Source organism: Nocardiopsis sp. N85, assembly GCF_028882275.1.
Taxonomy (GTDB): Bacteria; Actinomycetota; Actinomycetes; order Streptosporangiales; family Streptosporangiaceae; genus Nocardiopsis; species Nocardiopsis lambiniae.
In genome coordinates this window covers 86,448-104,610 of sequence record NZ_JARBUT010000018.1, presented here as the reverse complement: position 1 = coordinate 104,610, position 18,163 = coordinate 86,448, and the positions used below count along the sequence as shown (strand labels likewise).

16 protein-coding genes are annotated in these 18,163 nt (G+C 71.1%); 15 read left to right on the top strand and 1 reads right to left on the bottom strand.

Features of this window, described 5'->3' with window-relative positions:
* Nucleotides 1-4 precede the first annotated feature (4 nt).
* From PWG71_RS22205 to PWG71_RS22185, 5 genes are all read left to right on the top strand, one after another.
* Nucleotides 5-1,435, top strand: a complete 1,431-nt coding sequence (locus PWG71_RS22205) for an aldehyde dehydrogenase family protein (protein ID WP_274811868.1) — start codon at nucleotides 5-7, stop codon at nucleotides 1,433-1,435.
* A complete protein-coding gene (locus tag PWG71_RS22200; RefSeq protein ID WP_274811867.1) occupies nucleotides 1,428-2,393 on the top strand; it encodes an aldehyde dehydrogenase family protein in 966 nt (321 codons plus the stop codon). The genes PWG71_RS22205 and PWG71_RS22200 overlap by 8 nt, the downstream gene beginning before the upstream one ends.
* Nucleotides 2,394-2,564: 171 nt before the next feature.
* Nucleotides 2,565-3,200: a GNAT family N-acetyltransferase gene (locus PWG71_RS22195; RefSeq protein WP_274811866.1), complete on the top strand. Its 636-nt coding sequence runs from the start codon at nucleotides 2,565-2,567 to the stop codon at nucleotides 3,198-3,200.
* A complete protein-coding gene (locus tag PWG71_RS22190; RefSeq protein ID WP_274811865.1) occupies nucleotides 3,197-3,994 on the top strand; it encodes a purine-nucleoside phosphorylase in 798 nt (265 codons plus the stop codon). The genes PWG71_RS22195 and PWG71_RS22190 overlap by 4 nt, the downstream gene beginning before the upstream one ends.
* Before the next feature lie 22 nt (nucleotides 3,995-4,016).
* A complete protein-coding gene (locus PWG71_RS22185; protein ID WP_274811864.1) occupies nucleotides 4,017-5,693 on the top strand; it encodes a phospho-sugar mutase in 1,677 nt (558 codons plus the stop codon).
* A gap of 10 nt (nucleotides 5,694-5,703) precedes the next feature.
* On the opposite strand, the gene PWG71_RS22180 is transcribed toward PWG71_RS22185, so the two are convergent.
* Entirely contained in the window at nucleotides 5,704-6,195 is a 492-nt protein-coding gene (locus PWG71_RS22180) for an Lrp/AsnC family transcriptional regulator (RefSeq protein WP_274811863.1), read from the bottom strand.
* A gap of 691 nt (nucleotides 6,196-6,886) precedes the next feature.
* Here PWG71_RS22180 and PWG71_RS22175 point away from each other — a divergent pair.
* From PWG71_RS22175 to PWG71_RS22130, 10 genes are all read left to right on the top strand, one after another.
* Nucleotides 6,887-7,927 carry a thiamine pyrophosphate-dependent dehydrogenase E1 component subunit alpha gene (locus PWG71_RS22175; RefSeq protein WP_274811862.1) on the top strand — a complete coding sequence of 347 codons (1,041 nt, stop codon included), beginning with the start codon at nucleotides 6,887-6,889 and terminating at the stop codon, nucleotides 7,925-7,927.
* A complete protein-coding gene (locus PWG71_RS22170; RefSeq protein WP_274811861.1) occupies nucleotides 7,924-8,943 on the top strand; it encodes an alpha-ketoacid dehydrogenase subunit beta in 1,020 nt (339 codons plus the stop codon). Before PWG71_RS22175 ends, PWG71_RS22170 begins: the two co-directional genes overlap by 4 nt.
* 7 nt (nucleotides 8,944-8,950) lie before the next feature.
* Nucleotides 8,951-9,295, top strand: a complete 345-nt coding sequence (locus tag PWG71_RS22165; RefSeq protein ID WP_274811860.1) for a biotin/lipoyl-containing protein — start codon at nucleotides 8,951-8,953, stop codon at nucleotides 9,293-9,295.
* A gap of 141 nt (nucleotides 9,296-9,436) precedes the next feature.
* Nucleotides 9,437-10,165, top strand: coding sequence for an alpha/beta fold hydrolase (locus PWG71_RS22160; RefSeq protein WP_274811859.1), 729 nt, complete (start codon nucleotides 9,437-9,439; stop codon nucleotides 10,163-10,165).
* 401 nt (nucleotides 10,166-10,566) lie between these two features.
* The gene (locus tag PWG71_RS22155; protein ID WP_274811858.1) at nucleotides 10,567-11,622 is read left to right on the top strand and encodes a BMP family lipoprotein; all 1,056 of its coding nucleotides are present in this window, start codon (nucleotides 10,567-10,569) and stop codon (nucleotides 11,620-11,622) included.
* Nucleotides 11,623-11,796: 174 nt separating this feature from the next.
* Nucleotides 11,797-13,404, top strand: coding sequence for an ABC transporter ATP-binding protein (locus PWG71_RS22150; RefSeq protein WP_274811857.1), 1,608 nt, complete (start codon nucleotides 11,797-11,799; stop codon nucleotides 13,402-13,404).
* Entirely contained in the window at nucleotides 13,401-14,978 is a 1,578-nt protein-coding gene (locus tag PWG71_RS22145) for an ABC transporter permease subunit (protein ID WP_274811856.1), read from the top strand. The genes PWG71_RS22150 and PWG71_RS22145 overlap by 4 nt, the downstream gene beginning before the upstream one ends.
* A complete protein-coding gene (locus PWG71_RS22140) occupies nucleotides 14,975-16,234 on the top strand; it encodes an ABC transporter permease (protein WP_274811855.1) in 1,260 nt (419 codons plus the stop codon). The genes PWG71_RS22145 and PWG71_RS22140 overlap by 4 nt, the downstream gene beginning before the upstream one ends.
* A complete protein-coding gene (locus PWG71_RS22135; RefSeq protein WP_274811854.1) occupies nucleotides 16,213-16,635 on the top strand; it encodes a cytidine deaminase in 423 nt (140 codons plus the stop codon). The genes PWG71_RS22140 and PWG71_RS22135 overlap by 22 nt, the downstream gene beginning before the upstream one ends.
* 88 nt (nucleotides 16,636-16,723) lie before the next feature.
* Nucleotides 16,724-18,013 (top strand): thymidine phosphorylase, encoded by a 1,290-nt coding sequence (locus tag PWG71_RS22130; RefSeq protein WP_274811853.1) that lies wholly within the window; start codon nucleotides 16,724-16,726, stop codon nucleotides 18,011-18,013.
* The last annotated feature ends 150 nt before the right edge of the window (nucleotides 18,014-18,163 follow it).

The window sequence follows — 18,163 nt, the reverse complement described above, 5'->3', positions numbered from 1 at the left end:
AGCCGTGATCTTCGAGTACGCGCCCGCACCGGAGTCCCGCTCCGTCGTCACCCTGCGCGAGTCCTATGGGCTGTTCATCGACGGGGAGTTCACCCCCGCCGAGAGCGGCGAACACCTGACCAGCCTCAACCCCGCCGACGAGACCAAGCTCGCCCAGGTCGCCGTCGCCGGTCCCGCCGATGTGGACCGGGCGGTCGCCGCGGCCCGCCGCGCCCACGACACCGTGTGGAGCCGCATGTCCGGCGCCGAACGCGGCAAGTACCTGTTCCGCATCGCGCGCATCATCCAGGAGCGCTCGCGCGAACTCGCGGTGCTGGAGTCCCTGGACAACGGCAAGCCCATCAAGGAGACCCGCGACGTCGACCTGCCCTTGGTCGCCGCCCACTTCTTCTACTACGCCGGATGGGCCGACAAGCTCGCCCACGCCGGCCTGGGCCCCGCCCCCCGGTCGCTCGGTGTGGCCGCCCAGGTCATCCCGTGGAACTTCCCGCTGCTCATGCTCGCGTGGAAGATCGCACCGGCCCTGGCCACCGGCAACACCGTCGTCCTCAAACCGGCCGAGACCACCCCGCTGACAGCGCTGGTCTTCGCCGAGATCTGCCAGGAGGCCGATCTGCCCCCGGGCGTGGTCAACATCCTCACCGGCGAAGGGGGGACCGGCCGCACCCTGGTCGAGCACCCCGACGTCGACAAGGTCGCCTTCACCGGCTCCACCGAGGTGGGGCGACAGATCGCCCGCGCCGTCGCCGGCACCGACAAGCGCCTCACCCTGGAACTGGGCGGCAAGGGCGCCAACATCGTCTACGACGACGCCGCCATCGACCAGGCCGTCGAGGGCATCGTCTCGGGCATCTTCTTCAACCAGGGCCACGTGTGCTGCGCCGGATCCCGGCTGCTGGTGCAGGAGTCCATCGTCGACGAACTGATGCCCCGCCTGAAGGAGCGCGTGGCCAAGCTGCGCCTGGGCGACCCGCTGGACAAGAACACCGACATCGGCGCCATCAACTCCGCCGCCCAACTGGAGCGCATCCGCGACCTCGTGGACTCCGGCGAGGCCGAGGGCGCCGAGCGCTGGTCGCCCGCCTGCGACCTGCCGGAGAACGGCTACTGGTTCGCGCCCACGATCTTCACCGGCGTCGGCCAGGCCCACCGGGTGGCCCGGGAGGAGATCTTCGGCCCGGTCCTGTCGGTGCTGACCTTCCGCACCCCCGAGGAGGCCGTCGGCAAGGCCAACAACACCCCCTACGGGTTGTCGGCGGGCGTGTGGACGGAGAAGGGTTCGCGCATGCTGTGGACCGCCGAACGGCTGCGCGCCGGGGTCGTGTGGTCCAACACGTTCAACAAGTTCGATCCGACCAGCCCCTTCGGCGGCTACAAGGAGTCGGGCTACGGCCGCGAGGGCGGACGGCACGGATTGGAGGCCTACGTTGGCTGAACGACGCGGCGGCAAGAAGGCCGACAAGGCCGACAAGGCCGACAAGGGCGGCGCGGCCCAGGCGGCGAGGACACCCGCCGTCCCCGCCCGACTGGCGGTCCGCAAGACCTACAAGCTCTACCTGGGCGGGGCCTTCCCCCGCTCCGAGTCGGGCAGGAGCTACGCCGTGACCTCGACCGACGGAACGCACCTGGCCAACGCCGCCCTGGCCTCCCGCAAGGACGCCCGTGACGCGGTCGCCGCCGCGCGCAAGGCGTTCTCCGGGTGGTCCGGGCGCACCGCCTACAACCGGGGACAGATCCTGTACCGGGTCGCCGAGGTGCTGGAGGGCCGGCGCGACCAGTTCGTCGCCCGGGCGGCCTCGGCCCAGGGCCTGACGAGGGTCCGGGCCGAGGAGGTCGTCTCCGCGGCCATCGACCGGTGGGTGTACTACGCCGGGTGGACCGACAAGGTCGCCCAGGTCCTGGGCGGGGCCAACCCCGTCTCCGGTCCCTACTACAACCACTCGGCCCCCGAGCCCACCGGTGTGGTCGTCGTGTTCGCTCCGCAGAACGCTCCGCTGCTCGGCCTCACCTCGGTCGTCGCCCCGGTCATCGCCACCGGCAACACCGCCGTGGTGGTGTCCTCCGAGGCCGCGCCGCTGGCCGCCGTGGACCTGGCCGAGGTGCTGGCCACCTCCGACCTGCCCGGCGGAGTGGTCAACCTGCTCACCGGCCGGGTACCCGAGCTGGGCCCGCACCTGGCCGCGCACGCCGACGTCAACGCCCTGGACCTGACCGGGACGGGGGAGGACGCGACCGCCTTCGAGGAGGCCGCCGCGCAGACCCTCACCCGGGTGCTGCGCCGCGGTCCCGACGCCGACGGCGGCGAGGAGGCCTGGCTCGACCCCGACCCCGGCACCTCCCGGATGACGCCGTTCCTGGAGACCAAGACGGTCTGGCACCCCATCGGCGTCTGATCCGTACGGGGACGAGGGGTAGATGACCCGGGCCGTCCACAGGTCGCGGACGGCGGCTTGCGCGGGCCCGGGTCGAACGCCAGTCTGAGTCCAGGGGCGGAGCGCGTCCGGCGCCGAGCCCCGTGGACTCCGACGGGCCCGAAGGGGCACGTCCGGGAGAGGAGCGATGCGGTGAACGACGCGGTGGACACGGCCGGTCCCGAGGCACCGACCGATCGGGCCCTCGTGCCGCGCCTGGTGCGGTTGGACCGGGACACGGCCGAGGTCGCCCTGCTGCGCACCGCCGTGTCGCGCCACCGGCTGGCCCCCGGGCAGTCCCGGTTCACCGGGCTGCCCGTGGCCACCCTGCCCGCCGCCGACGCCGACCCCGCCCGGGTGCCCTTCGCCATCGTGCTGGGGCCGGTCGAGGACGCGGCCGACGCGCGGGCGGCGGCGGTCGGGTTCGGGGTGCTGGACCGGGCCCTGCGCACGCGCGACATGGTCGCCGAACCCCAGCGCGCCGTGCTGCTGCGCGCCTACTACGTCACGCCACAATGGCAGGGCCGGGGCCTGGGCCGGGCCTCCTGCTCCGCGCCCCTGCTGGACCGGTTGATCACCGAGATCGCGCCGCACGCCGACAGGGTCGTGCTGTGCGTCAACGTCGGCAACCACGCCGCCCTGCGGGTCTACGAGGCCGCCGGGTACACCGCGACCGGGCGTGTCATCTCCGGTGACGCGGGCCCGCAACACGTGATGTCGCGCCCCCTGTCCACCGGGGCGCACCCCGCGCCGCTCCCGCGGCACGAACGAACGGAGAACACGCTGTGACCGCTGGACCCAAGGCCATCGCCGAGCAGGCCGCCGACGCACTGCGCTCGCGCACCGGGGTGGACGCCTACGACATCGCCCTGGTCATGGGCTCGGGCTGGGCGCCCGCCGCCGACCTCCTGGGGGAGGGACGGGACGAGCTGCCCGCCGCCGAACTGCCCGGCTTCCTCCCCCCCGGTGTGGAGGGGCACAGCGGCACCGTGCGCGGCATCGTCGACGGCGACCGCGACGTGCTCGCGTTCCTGGGCCGCACCCACCTGTACGAGGGGCACGGCACCGACGCCGTCGTGCACAACGTGCGCACCGCCGTCGCGGCCGGGGCCCGGACCATCGTGCTCACCAACGCCGCCGGCGGCATCAACGCCACCTACACGGTGGGAACCCCGGTGCTCATCGCCGACCACATCAACATGACCGCCCGCTCGCCGCTGGTCGGCGCGACCTTCGTCGACCTCACCGAGACCTACTCCGCCGAGCTGCGAGCCCTGGCCCTCGAAGTGGACCCGAGCCTGGCCGAGGGCGTCTACGCGGCCATGCCCGGCCCGCACTTCGAGACCCCCGCCGAGATCCGGATGCTCCGCGCCATGGGCGCCGACCTGGTCGGCATGTCCACCGTCCTGGAGGCCATCGCCGCCCGCGAGGCCGGGGCCCGGGTGCTGGGCATGTCCCTGGTCACCAACATCGCCGCCGGGTTGGAGGGCGCCAACCTCGATCACGAGGAGGTGCTGGCCGCCGGTCGCGACGCCGCCGAGACCGTGGGTCGGCTGCTCGCCGACATCGTCGCCCGCGTCTGAGCCCGAGCCGAGGAGATCCGCCATGACCATCGACACCGTCGCCCGCGCCCGCGCGTGGATGGAGCGCGACCCCGACCCCGCCACCCGTGACGAGCTGGCCGCCCTGCTGGAGCGGGTCGCCGCGGGTGACGTCGAGGCCGCCGCCGACCTCGGCGACCGCTTCTCCGGGCGGCTGGAGTTCGGCACCGCCGGACTGCGCGGCGCGCTGGGGGCCGGCCCCAACCGGATGAACCGTGTCGTGGTCATGCGCACCGCCGCCGGGATCGCCGCCTGGCTGCACGCGCGCGGCGGCGCCGGGCACGTCGTCATCGGTTACGACGCCCGACACCGGTCGGCGGACTTCGCCCGCGACAGCGCCGCGGTCCTCACCGGTGCCGGACACCGGGTCTCCCTCCTGCCCGCCCCCCTGCCCACCCCGGTCCTGGCCTTCGCGGTGCGGGACCTGGGCGCCGACGCCGGGATCATGGTCACCGCCAGCCACAACCCGCCCCAGGACAACGGCTACAAGGTCTATGTGGGCGGTGACGGGGACGACGCCGGGGCCCAGATCGTGGCCCCGATCGACGCCGAGATCTCCGAGGCCATCGACGAGGTCGGCCTCGTCGGCGACCTGCCGTCGGGCACGGAGTGGACGGTCCTGGACCGGGGGGTCGTCGAACGGTACCTGTCGGCCGTCACCGCGCCGGTGCCCGCGGGACCGCGCGACCTGTCGATCGTCTACACCGCCATGCACGGTGTCGGCGGCCGGGTGCTGGTCGAGGCGCTGGAACGGGCCGGGTTCGCGGCACCGGAGGTGGTGGGCGCCCAGTTCGACCCCGACCCCGACTTCCCCACGGTGTCCTTCCCCAATCCGGAGGAACCCGGGGCCCTGGACCTGGCGATGGCCGCGGGGGAGGCGATCGGCGCCGACCTGGTCGTGGCCAACGATCCCGACGCCGACCGGCTGGCCCTGGCGATCCCCGGGCACGGGCCGCTCACCGGCGACGAGGTGGGCGGTCTGCTCGCCGAGTTCGTGCTCGACCACACCACCGGGGACGACCGGGTGGTGGCCACCACCATCGTCTCCTCCAGCCTGCTCGGCATGATCGCCCGCGGCCGGGCGGTGCACTACGAGGAGACCCTCACCGGGTTCAAGTGGCTGGCCCGGGCCGGCGGCCCCGGCACCCGACGGGTCTTCGCGTACGAGGAGGCACTGGGGTACTGCATCGGTGGTGACGCGGGTCGCCCGGTCGCCGACAAGGACGGCATCGGCGCCGCGCTGATGGCGGTGACCCTGACCGCGCGGGCGAAGGCGGAGGGGCGGACCCTCCTCGACCTGCTCGACGACCAGGCCCGCGCGTACGGCCTGCACCTGAGCGACCAACTGTCGGTGCGCGTGTCGGACCTGTCGTTGATCGACGCGGCGATGCGGCGGTTGCGCGCCGAACCGCCCGCCGCGTTCGGCCCCCTGAAGGTCGCGGGGGTCGACGACTTCGCCGCCGGACACGCGGGTCTGCCGCCGACCGATGCCCTGCGCTTCCGGTTGGAGGGCGGGGCCCGGGGGCGTGTGACGCTCCGGCCTTCGGGCACCGAGCCCAAGTTGAAGGCCTATGCCGAGGTGGTCATGGACGTGGACGGCGATGTCGCGGCCACCCGCGCGCAGGGTTCGGCGTTGCTCGCCGAACTGATGGCCTCGGTCGCCGAGGTGGTCGGGGGTTAGGGTCGTCCGTTCAGTCGAGGTCGCCGGGCTCCACGACGGGCCGGTGCACGACCTCGTCGATGACGGTGAGCGTCTGCGTGGACGTCACACCGGGGAGCGATTGCAGGCGGGTCAGGATCAGGTCCCGCAGTTGGTTGGTGTTGGCGACGCGGACCAGCAGGACGATGTCCGCCGAACCGACCACGTACCAGCAGTACTCGATCTCGGGGTAGGAGGAGAGGATCTCCCGGTTGGCCCGCCAGTCCGGCTGGCTGCCGGAGATGAGCACGAGCGCGGTCACGCCCAGACCCATCTTCGAGTGGTCGGTCACCACGGAGTAACCGCGGATGACGCCCTCGTCCGTCAGACGCTTGATCCGGTTGTAGGCCGTGGCCCGGGAGACATTGGCCAGTGCGGCGATCTCGGTGATCCCGGTCCGCGCGTCCTTGGCGAGAGCACTGAGGATCGTCTGGTCGGTCGCATCCGGCCGCCGGCCGTTCCTGCGTTGCTCGCCCATGGCCATGTGGGTGCTCCTCGTGTCTTCTCGTTCCAGTGGAAGCCCCTCTCATCGTCATCGACCGGGGCTAACGAACTACCAGGTAAACGCTGTTTGCTTCCATGGGAGTCTCAGTCGGCGAGATGATGTCCATCTGCGTATTCGCCCGATCACCAGGGGATGCGCGTGGGCGGTCTCACATGGCGGAATCTTGCTCTCGCGGCCCCGGCGCGCAGGGGTGCCGAGGGGTATCCGACTGTACCCATGGTTGACGCGGTGGTCGGTCCGGGGGTTTCCCCGGGCCTGGAGGTGATCACGCGCGAGTTCCGAGAAGATGGCCGGCCTTCTCGCGTGACGGCCGCTTTCGTTCGTCTTTGTCGTGCCTTGTCGCCTTTTCCGTGTCGGAGTGCCTGAATGCATCCGAAGGTATGCGCTCCATCGTCGAACGGGCACCTATCGTGGCCAACTGCGATCCATCTGTGATGGTGAGTCCCGATTCGCGGTGTACAGACCGACCTGTCGTTTTTCCTGCTCGTACACCTCGGGTGCTGGACGATCGCGAACCTGAAAGGGCTTTTCGTCCTCATGTGTATCAAGTTTTCGAGATTATCTAGCGCGAGTGTCGAATTATCCGGACAATCTGCCTCATCAGTTAACAGATCGCCCGGAGTCCGACGCGTCACACCACCGCGACGGGCCACGTTGGGAGCCGCTGCACATGTCGACCCACGAGCCAGCGGGTCAGGGGACCGTCACCGTGGACCACCTGCCCCCGGACCTCACCCGCGCGCTGTACACGCACATGCGGACCGCACGCGACCTGGACGCCGAGGCCGTCGCCCTCCAGCGCCAGGGCGTCTTCCCCGCCTACGTGTCCGTCCGCGGGCAGGAGGCGGCCCAGGTCGCCAGTGCGGCCGCACTGGACCCCCGGCGCGACTTCGTCTTCCCGACCTACCGCGAGATGGCCTCCGCGCTCGCCTACGGGGTGGAGATGGTCGGCTACATGGCCACCCACAGGGCCCTGTGGCACGGCGGCCTCTACGACGTCATGGAGTCCCGCTTCGGCGCCGTCAACGCGGTCGTCGGCGGCCCCGTCCCCCACGCCGTCGGCTGGGCGGTCGGTGAACGGATGCGCGGTGACGACGGTGTCGCCCTGGCCTACTTCGGTGACGGCGCCAGCTCCGAGGGCGACGTCCACGAGGCCATGAACTTCGCCGGCGTCTACGGTGCCCCCGTCGTCTTCTTCTGCCAGAACAACCGCTGGGCGCTGTCGGTGCCCAACGAGCGCCAGGTCGCCGGCGGCTCCGTCGCCGCGCGCGGTGAGGGTTACGGCATGCCCGGCGTCGTGGTGGACGGCAACGACGCCGCCGCCGTCCACGACGCCGTCACCCGGGCCGTGGCCCGTGCCCGACGCGGTGAGGGCCCCACCCTCATCGAGGCCCTCACCTACCGGGTGGAACCCCACTCCACCTCCGACGACACCGGCCGCTACCGCGATGAGACCGAGGCCGACCGCTGGCGGACGCACCGCGATCCGGTCGCGCTGCTGCGCGCCGCCCTCATCGAGGCCGGCCACGCCGACGCCGACGAACTCGCCGCCATCGACGCCGAGGCGAAGAAGCGCGCCGAGGAGATCCGCGACGGCGTCTCCGCCGCCCCTGAACCCGAGGGCACCGAGTTGTTCACGCACGTCTTCCGGGAGACCACCCAGGAGCTGACCCGGCAGCGCCGCATCTGGGAGGAAGAGGTCCAGCCGTGACCGAACTCATCGACCGCGCCGACGCCGCCGCAGAGACCCCCGCACTCGAACTCTCCATGCAGCAGGCCATCAACCGGGCCCTGCGCGTCCTGCTCGCCGAGGACCCGGACGTCCTGGTCTTCGGTGAGGACGTGGGCGCCCTGGGCGGTGTCTTCCGCGTCACCGACGGCCTCCAGAAGGAGTTCGGCGACCGGCGCGTCTTCGACACCCCCCTGGCCGAGTCCGCGATCATGGGCATGGCGGTCGGCCTGGCCATGAACGGCTGGCGCCCCGTCCCCGAGCTCCAGTTCGACGGTTTCGCCTATCCGGCGATCGACCAGATCGTCAACCAGGTGGCGCGCATGAACTACCGCACCCGCGGCTCGGCACCCATGCCGATCACCCTGCGGCTGCCCTCCTTCGGTGGCATCCAGGCCCCCGAACACCACGGAGAGAGCCTGGAGGCGATCTTCGCCCACACCCCGGGGCTGAAGGTCGTGGCCCCCTCCGACCCCGCCGAGGCCTACAGCCTGCTGTTGCAGTCGGTGCGCTCCGACGACCCCGTCGTCTACATGGAGCCCAAGGCCCGCTACTGGGACCGTAGGCCGGTTCGACTCGCCGAACCCACCGACCCCATCGGCACCAGTCGTATCGTCCGACCCGGACGCCACGCCACCCTCATCGCCTGGGGCGCGATGGTCCACAAGTGCCTCCAGGTGGCCGAACTGGCCGCCGAGGACGGAGTGGAACTGGAGGTGCTGGACCTGCGCTGGCTCAAGCCCATCGACGCGGCCGGACTGGCCGCCTCGGTCGCGCGCACCAAGCGCGCCGTGGTCGTCCACGAGGCCCCGTTGACCGCCGGGCTCGGCGCCGAGGTGGCCGCGCTCATCACCGAGCACTGCTTCCGCGACCTGGCCGCCCCGGTCCAGCGCGTCACCGGATTCGACGTGCCCTATCCCGCGGGCCCGCTGGAGCCGCAGTACCTGCCGACGATCGACCGCGTCCTGTTCGCGGTGCAGAGAACCCTGGAGTACTAGAGCGACCATGGCTGAAGAGAACGTCACCTTCACCCTTCCCGACCTCGGGGAGGGTCTCGTCGAGGCCACCGTCCTGGAATGGCAGGTGTCCGTCGGCGACGTCATCGAACGCAACGCCCCGCTCGTGGAGGTGGAGACCACCAAGTCTGCCGTGGTCATCCCCTCCCCGAAGGCCGGGCGGATCGTCGCACTGCACGCCGAGGAGGACCGGGTCGTCCCCGTCGGCGACCCCCTCGTCACCTTCGCGGTGACGATCGGTGACGACGCGCCGCAGGCCGGCATCGTCGGCAAGGTGCCCACGGAGGAGGCCAGGCCCGCCCGCCGGGTCCGACTCAAGCCTCCGACGGACTGATCCGGGCTTCGGCGACGGGGCCTGTTCGGAGGAATCCACGAACGATGGCGGTTCTCGCCGTCCATCGTTTATCGGAACCTCCGAAAAGGCCCCGTTCCGTCTTCTGTTAATACATCCGGCCGCATAAGGATTGAAGGATTCATGTCTGCGAATCTCGTCGGCGACGTGACAATGCGCTATGCGGATTTGCGTCCGCAGTCCCCGGCGGACGCCGCACCGGTGCTTCTGCTCCACGGTTTCGGGACGAACTTCGGCATGAATTGGCAGGCCGCCGGGTGGCCCCAGGCGCTGGGCGCCGAGGGGCTGCGCGTGATCGGCCCCGACCTGCGCGGCCACGGCGCCAGCGAAAAACCCACCGATGACGGCTCCTACCTGCCCGAACGTTTCGTGTCCGATCTCCTCGCCCTGCTCGACGAACTCGACATCGCACGGGTGGACGTCGTCGGCTACTCCATGGGCTCCCGGCTGGCCTGGGAGCTGGCGCTGACCCGACCCGAGCGGGTGCGTCGCCTGGTCCTGGGCGGATTCGGACCGGTCAACGCCTTCGAGGACGCCGACCTGTCCGCGCCGGGGGAGGGGACGACCCCCTTCGACCACGTCTACCGCACGGTCTCCGCGCTCCCCGGCAACGACCCCGCCGCGCTGGCCGCCTGCGCCCGGGGACAGGCCGGGCGCCCCTTCCGCGCCGACCCCCCGGTCCGGGTGCCGACCCTGCTGGTCGCGGGCGCCAAGGACGCGATCGCGGCGGGCGCCGGCGAGTTGGCGGCGACGGTCGAGGGGGCCCACGTCGAAGTGCCCGGACGCGACCACCTCAACGCGGTCTCCTCGCGGGTCTTCAAGCAGGCCGTCATCGACTTCCTCACCTCCTGAGGGGTGCGGAACACACCCGGTCCGGTCCGCCGCTCCCACGCCGGGCCCCGGGTGCGGTCGGGCTCCGATGGGATCCCCATCGGAGTCCAGACCGGTCTAGACCGGCACCGTTTCACGTGCTGTTGTGACTCCGAGAACTCGGTCGAGAACCTTGTGTAGTAGTGGCTCGTGGGAGGCCCGGGGAGGCCCGCAGAATACCTCGGGACAAAGCGGGTTGCCCCCCTCTCGGTGTGCGATTGGTAACTTCCGAGTAAGGCCCCGTGTCACTCAGCTCTCGCCTTCATAACAACTCTGTGCGCCGGTTGGGTGTACTTTCCACCACCGGATATCGTCCGACCGCAGAACTCAGTTCGGACCCCGCGTGAAAGCGGGCCACTGAGAGGGCGAAGGGGAGTTAACAAGTGAAGCGCAGCAACACGGTCAGGTTCGCCGCCATCGCGGCGGCCGGTGTGCTGGCCCTCACCGCGTGTGACAACGCGGCCCAGGAGGGGTCCGGCGACGGTGCCGACGGCGGCGACGAGAGCTCCGAGCTCCGGGTCGGCCTGGCTTACGACGTCGGCGGTCGTGGCGACCGTTCGTTCAACGACTCGGCCTACCGCGGCCTGGAGCAGGCGATGAACGAACTGGGCGTCGACGCCCAGGAGTTCGAGCCCGCCGACGGCGAGGCCGAGTCCGCCAAGGCGGAGCGTCTCGCCACCATGGCCGAGGAGGGCTACGACGTCGTCATCGCCGTCGGGTTCGCCTACAACGAGGCCGTCCTGGCGACGGCCGAGCAGTACCCGGACGTCCACTTCGCCATCGTGGACTCCGAGATCGCGGACATCGACAACGTCACCAGCCTGGTCTTCGCCGAGGAGCAGGCCTCCTTCCTGGCCGGCGCCGCCGCGGCGCTGAGCACCGAAGAGGACCACGTCGGCTTCATCGGCGGCGTCGAGACCCCGCTGATCCACAAGTTCCAGGCGGGCTACGAGGCCGGCGTCGCGCACGTCGACGACTCCATCACGGTCGAGGTCGACTACCTCAGCCAGCCGCCGGACTTCAGCGGCTTCAGCGACCCCGCCCGGGGCCGTGAGCTGGCCCAGGCCCAGTACGACCGCGGCGCCGACGTGATCTACCACGCCGCCGGCGCCTCCGGCAACGGCGTCCTCGAAGCCGCCGTCGACAACGACTTCCTGTTCATCGGCGTCGACAGCGACCAGTACGAGAACGCCGAGGACGCCCAGAAGCCGTTCGTGCTCACCTCCGCCATCAAGCAGGTGGACGTGGCCGTGTTCGAGCTGATCCAGGCCGCCGTCGACGGTGACGTCGCCGCCGGTATCGAGCGCTTCGACCTCTCCGGTGGCGGTGTCGACTACACCACCTCCAACGAAGAGCTGATCAGCCCGATCCAGACCGAGCTGGACGAGATCAAGCAGCAGATCATCGACGGCGAGATCGAGGTTCCGACCGAGCCGTAAACGCGCGATCGCGCACCCCCACCACGGGTAGGACCCGTGATGATCACGGCCTGGGACGGCCGCCGGACGGGGAGATCCCCGCTCCGGCCGCCGTCCCGGCCGTCGTTACGCGGACGAGGGCGTCCGGCGGCGGCGACCGGCCCCGCGCCGCTCCGCATTTCCACAAGGAGAGAGATGAGCAGCACGCCATCGGGCGAGGAGGGGCAGGCGCCCCCCGCCGTTGAGCTGCGCGGGATCACCAAGCGTTTTCCCGGGGTCGTGGCCAACCACGACATCAACATCTCCGTGGCCCCCGGCACCGTGCACGCCATCGTCGGCGAGAACGGTGCGGGCAAGTCCACGTTGATGAAGACCCTGTACGGGATGCACCGTCCCGACGAGGGCACGATCCACGTCAAGGGGCGTGAGGTCAGGTTCTCCTCCCCCTCCGACGCCATCAAGAACGGCATCGGCATGGTGCACCAGCACTTCATGCTCGCCGACAACCTCACCGTCCTGGAGAACGTCGTCCTGGGCGCCGAACGCCTGCACGGCATCGGCAACCGGGCCGCCGCGAGGATCCGCGACCTGTCCGGGCAGTACGGGCTCGGGGTGGACCCGGACCGCCTGATGGAGGACCTCGGCGTCGGCGACCGCCAGCGCGTGGAGATCCTCAAGGTCCTCTACCGCGGCGCGCGGACCATCATCCTGGACGAGCCCACCGCGGTCCTGGTCCCGCAGGAGGTCGACGAACTCTTCGACAACCTGCGCGAACTCAAGCGCGAGGGCCTCACCGTCATCTTCATCTCGCACAAGCTGGACGAGGTGCTGTCCGTCGCCGACGAGATCACCGTGATCCGTCGCGGCACCACCGTGGCCACCGCGGACCCGAGCACCACCACCGCCCGGGAACTGGCCACGCTCATGGTCGGCGGCGAACTCCCGGTGCCCGAGCTGCGCGAGTCCACGGTCACCGACCGCACCGTCCTGTCCCTGGACGGCGTCACCGTCCACTCCGGCGACGGGCGCGCCGTCATCGACGGTGTCACCCTCGACATCCACGAGGGCGAGATCGTCGGCATCGCCGGCGTCGAGGGCAACGGCCAGTCCGAGCTGATCGAGGCCATCATGGGCATGCGGTCGGTCGCCTCCGGCCGCATCCACCTCGGCGACGACGACATCACCGGATGGCACACCCTCAAGATCCGCGAGGCAGGGGTCGGCTACATCCCCGAGGACCGACACCGCCACGGCGTACTTCTGGAGTCCTCCCTCTGGGAGAACCGCATCCTGGGCCACCAGACCAAGCCGCCGAGCGTGCGCGGCCCCTGGATCGACAAGGCCGGCGCGCGCGCCGACGCCGAGCGCATCGTCGCCGAGTACGACGTGCGCACGCCCAACATCGACGTCATCGCCGACGCCCTGTCCGGTGGTAACCAGCAGAAGTTCATCATCGGCCGGGAGATGAGCGGCGACCCCCGTTTCCTCGTCGCCGCCCACCCCACCCGGGGTGTGGACGTCGGCGCCCAGTCCGCCATCTGGGAGCAGCTGCGCGAGGCCCGCGCCGCCGGCCTGGCGGTACTGCTGATCTCCGCCGACCTCGACGAGCTCATCGGCATGTCCGACACACTGCACGTCATCCTGCGCGGCCGCCTGGTCGCCCAGGCCGATCCGACCTCCGTCACCCCCGAGCAGCTCGGCTCCGCCATGACCGGCGCCGGACTCCACGGTGACGAGGGCACCGACATCACGGAAGGTGACAGCGGTGACGACACCGCCGACCGCAACGGGGGTGGGGCATGAGTGAGACCACCCGCGCGGGTGCGTCGCGGAGCCCGTTCCCGGCGCTCCTCATCGCCCTGTTGGGCGTCCTCGTGACCGTCGCCCTCGACATGGCGCTGCTGTGGTGGGCGGCGCTGATCATCGGCGTCGTCCTGGCGTTCGCCGCCGTCGTCCTGGTGGACCGGCGGATGCCCGAGGTGGGCCGGGCCGGTGCCGCCGGCACCAAGGAGGAGGGCACCACCCTGCACCGCACCCTGGTGGTCCCGACCGCCCTGGTGCTGTCGGTGGTCTCCGGTCTGCTGTCGGCCTGGTTCCTGGACCTGTCCCTGATCGAACCGGTGGCCGCCGCCGTGGGCGCGTTCGTCGGCTCCGCGGTCGCCTTCCTGCTGTACCGCCGCCTGTCGGCCATGCTCGCGCTGTCCTTCGCCGCGGTGTTCGCGGCCGGGATCATCGCGATCGCCGTCACCGCGCTGGTGCTGTTGCTCAGCGGGATCGCCCCGGGCGCCACCTTCGCCCGGATGATGGAGTACGGCACCCGGCCCAACAGCCTGGTGCAGATCATCAACGACGGCACCACCTACTACCTGGCCGCCGTCGCCGTGGCGATCGGCTTCAAGATGAAGCTGTTCAACATCGGCGTGGACGGCCAGTACCGGCTCGCCGCGCTGATGGCCGCCGCCGTCGGCGGCCACTTCGTGCTGCCGCCGGTGCTGAGCCAGATCGTCATGATCGTCGTCGCGGTCGCCGTCGGCGGCGCCTGGGCCGGCATCGCCGGTTACCTCAAGGTCGCGCGCGGCGTGTCCGAGGTCATCTCGACGATCATGCTCAACGCCGTGGCCACGGGCATCACCGCCTACCTGCTCAACACCAACCGGCTGGCGGTGGAGATCAGCACCAACAACATCGGCACGCCGCCGCTGCCGGAGGGGTCCTGGGTGCCCGGTATCCCGGCCGGCTTCCTCGGCTCGGAGCGGGAGATCTTCGGCCTGGTGCTGTTGGCCATCGGGGTGGGCGTCGGCTACGCGGTGATGCTCAACCGGACCCGTTTCGGGTTCGAGCTGCGAGCCACCGGCCAGTCGCAGAGCGCCGCCGAGGCCAGCGGTGTCAACGTCAAGAAGATGGTGTTCCTGTCCATGCTCTTCTCGGGCATGGTCGCCGGCCTCGTGGGCATGCCGCAGCTGCTCGGCAGTTCCCACTACTACGCGCTGGACTTCCCGACCGGCATCGGCTTCATCGGCATCGCCATCGCGCTGCTGGGCCGCAACCACCCGGTGGGCATCGCCTTCGCCGCCCTCTTCTGGGCCTTCCTCAACCAGGCGTCGGGCATCCTGCCCTTCGACGGCATCCCCCAGGAGATCGCCGTCATCGCCCAGGCCACCATCGTCCTCACGGTCGTCGTGGTCTACGAGGTCGTCCACCGTTGGGGCCGCCGTTACCAGCAGCAACAGATCGGCAAGGAGCTCGGCACCACCGTCGCCGGGCCCGTCGAGACCGAGACGACCGTGCCGGCCGGTACGGCGTCCGACAGCGGCGACGCGCCTTCCGGGGACGACACCCCCGGTGAGGCCGGCACCCGCGGCGGGGAGGCGAAGTGAGCCAGGAACTCAACGTGATGCGACCGGTGGCCAAGCCCCCGGCCCGCGGTGGCCGGTCGGTCTGGCGGCTGCTCAGCCTCTTCGGCGCGGTCCTGGTGGCGCTGGCCGGTCTGCGGATCATCACCGGCCAGGACATGCTGACCGACGCGGGCACCGTCCGCACCACCATCACCTTCGCGGTGCCCATCGCCATGGCCGCGCTGGGCGGTCTGTGGGCCGAACGCGCGGGCATCATCAACATCGGTCTCGAAGGCATGATGATCCTCGGGACCTGGTTCGGCGCCTACTTCGCCTGGTCCACCGGCGACCCCTGGATGGGTCTCATCGCCGGTGTCCTGGCCGGTATGGCGGGCGGTCTGCTGCACGCCATCGCCACGGTCACCTTCGCGGTCGACCACATCGTCTCCGGCGTGGCGATCAACATCCTCATGCTCGGTGCGATGCGCTACCTGTCCATCCTGGTGTACGCCGACGTGCCCGGCGCGGGCGCCTCCCAGTCGCCCACCACTCCCCGGTTCCCGGTGCTGGACGTGCCCTTCGTGGCCGACGCGCTCGGCCCGGTGGCGGCCGGCGGCGTCCCCGTCGTCGCCGACCTGGCGTCGCTGGTCATCGGGCTCACCACCCGGATGTCGGCACTCACCGTCATCGCGATCCTCATGATCCCGCTGACCTACCTGGTGCTGTGGCGGACCTCGTTCGGTCTGCGACTGCGCTCGGTCGGTGAGAACCCCGACGCCGCCGAGTCCCTCGGTGTGCCGGTGTACACCTTCAAGTACATCGCGGTCGTCATCTCCGGTGGCCTGGCCGGCATGGGCGGCGTGTTCCTGTCCATCGTCGCCTCGCAGATCTACCAGGAGGGGCAGACCGGTGGCCGAGGCTACATCGGTCTGGCCGCGATGATCTTCGGCAACTGGCGGCCGGGCGGTCTGGCGATGGGCGCCGGCCTGTTCGGCTACACCGACGCCCTCCAGATCCGCGGCGGCGGCGCGGCGATCCACGCCCTGCTGCTCCTGCTGGCCGCGGTCCTGCTCCTGGCGGCCCTGTGGCAGATCCGACACGACCGCAAGGGCCTGGCGATCGCCGGTGTCATCGCGGCCGTGCTGCTGCTGGCCTGGTACTTCACGACCGACTCGCTGCCGCGCGAGCTGGCCACCTACAGCCCGCACATCGCCACCCTGCTGGTGCTCTCGCTGGCCTCCCAGCGTCTGCGACCGCCCGCCGGGATCGGCAAGCAGTGGCGGGCGAGCCGGTCATGAGCGCCCTCGACCCCGCCGACGTGGACTGGGCGGCCCTGCGCGCGGCGGCCCGGGAGGCCATGACCCACGCCTACGCGCCCTACTCGGAGTACCCGGTGGGCGCGGCGGCGCTGGTCGACGACGGTCGCACCGTCAGCGGCTGCAACGTGGAGAACGCCTCCTACGGTCTGGCGCTGTGCGCCGAGTGCGGGCTGGTCAGCACCCTGCACGCCACCGGCGGCGGTCGCCTCGTGGCGTTCGCCTGCGTGGACGGCCGGGGGGAGACCCTCATGCCGTGCGGGCGCTGCCGCCAACTGCTGTACGAACACGGCGGCCCCGATCTGCTGGTGGACACCCCCGAGGGGATCCTCACCATGGACCGGGTGCTGCCGCAGGCCTTCGGGCCGCACGACCTGGCCTGATCACACGACAGCGCCACCCCTCTCCCCGGCGTCGCCCGATCGGCGACGACCGGGGAGACCCTTTTTCCGCCGGTGGAAGGACCCTGACATGGACGTCATCGAGATCATCCGCGCCAAACGCGACGGGGGAGAGCTCACCCCGGAGCAGATCGACTGGGTGATCGACGCCTACACACGCGGCGAGGTCGCCGAGGAACAGATGTCGGCGCTGGCCATGGCGATCTTCCTGCGCGGCATGAACCGCGCCGAGGTGGCCCGCTGGACCGAGGCGATGCTCGCCTCCGGTGTCCGGCTCGACTTCTCCGACCTGGACCGGCCCACCACCGACAAGCACTCCACCGGAGGAGTGGGCGACAAGATCACCCTGCCGCTCACCCCCACCGTCGCCGCCTGCGGCGCGGCGGTGCCCCAGCTGTCCGGTCGGGGGCTGGGCCACACCGGTGGCACCCTGGACAAACTGGAGTCCATCCCCGGGTGGCGGGCGTCGCTGAGCACCGACGAGATGCGCGCGGTGCTCTCCGAGACGGGCGGTGTCATCTGCGCGGCCGGTGAGGGGCTGGCCCCGGCCGACCGCAAGCTGTACGCGCTGCGCGACGTCACCGGCACGGTGGAGTCGATCCCGCTGATCTCCGCCTCCATCATGAGCAAGAAGCTGGCCGAGGGCACCGGTGCCCTCGTGCTGGACGTCAAGGCGGGCTCGGGGGCGTTCATGAAGGACGTCGCCTCCGCGCGCGAGTTGGCCCGCACCATGGTGGACATCGGCACCGACCACGGTGTGCGCACGGTCGCCCTCATCACCGACATGTCCGTGCCGCTCGGACGGCAGGTCGGCAACGCCCTGGAGGTCGCCGAGTCCGTGGAGGTGCTCTCCGGCGGCGGCCCGGCCGACGTGGTGGAGCTGACCGTCGCCCTGGCCCGGGAGATGCTCACCGCCGCCGGACTCACCCCGGGCGAGAACGGCGTCAAGGACCCGGCCGAGGCACTCCGGGACGGCAGCGCGCTGGAGGCGTGGAAGCGGCTGATCCGCGCCCAGGGCGGCGACCCGGACGCGCCGCTGCCGCAGGCCGCCGAACGTCGGACGGTGCTCGCTCCGACCTCGGGCGTGCTCACCCGACTGGACGCCTACCAGGTCGGCCTGGCCGCCTGGCGCCTGGGCGCCGGCCGGGCCCGCAAGGAGGACGCGGTGTCCTTCGGCGCGGGCGTGACCCTGCACGCCAAGCCGGGGGAGACGGTCAAGGCGGGCGAACCGCTGTTCACCCTGTACGCCGACGAACCCGAGCGGTTCGAGCGCGGCGCGGACGCCCTGGAGGGTGCCTTCGACATCGACCCGGACGGCGTCTTCGAGCCGGGACCGATCGTCATCGACCGCATCGCCTGACCCCGACACCCGTGGGGCGGCCACCGGACCCCCGGTGGCCGCCCCACGGCGCGTCACGAGGCCGGCTCGAAGACGCGGGTCTCGGCGTCGACCGGTTCGCCCTCGCCGCGCGGACGCACGACCTCGAACGGCACGTCCACCGGTCGGTCG

Bases quoted from the DNA above. Each gene is read 5' to 3' on its own strand.
- PWG71_RS22185 (WP_274811864.1), top strand. From the start codon at position 4,017: ATGACCATCGACACCGTCGCCCGCGCCCGCGCGTGGATGGAGCGCGAC.
- PWG71_RS22180 (WP_274811863.1), bottom strand. From the start codon at position 6,195: ATGGCCATGGGCGAGCAACGCAGGAACGGCCGGCGGCCGGATGCGACC.
- PWG71_RS22175 (WP_274811862.1), top strand. From the start codon at position 6,887: ATGTCGACCCACGAGCCAGCGGGTCAGGGGACCGTCACCGTGGACCAC.
- PWG71_RS22165 (WP_274811860.1), top strand. From the start codon at position 8,951: ATGGCTGAAGAGAACGTCACCTTCACCCTTCCCGACCTCGGGGAGGGT.
- PWG71_RS22160 (WP_274811859.1), top strand. From the start codon at position 9,437: ATGTCTGCGAATCTCGTCGGCGACGTGACAATGCGCTATGCGGATTTG.
- PWG71_RS22150 (WP_274811857.1), top strand. From the start codon at position 11,797: ATGAGCAGCACGCCATCGGGCGAGGAGGGGCAGGCGCCCCCCGCCGTT.
- PWG71_RS22145 (WP_274811856.1), top strand. From the start codon at position 13,401: ATGAGTGAGACCACCCGCGCGGGTGCGTCGCGGAGCCCGTTCCCGGCG.
- PWG71_RS22130 (WP_274811853.1), top strand. From the start codon at position 16,724: ATGGACGTCATCGAGATCATCCGCGCCAAACGCGACGGGGGAGAGCTC.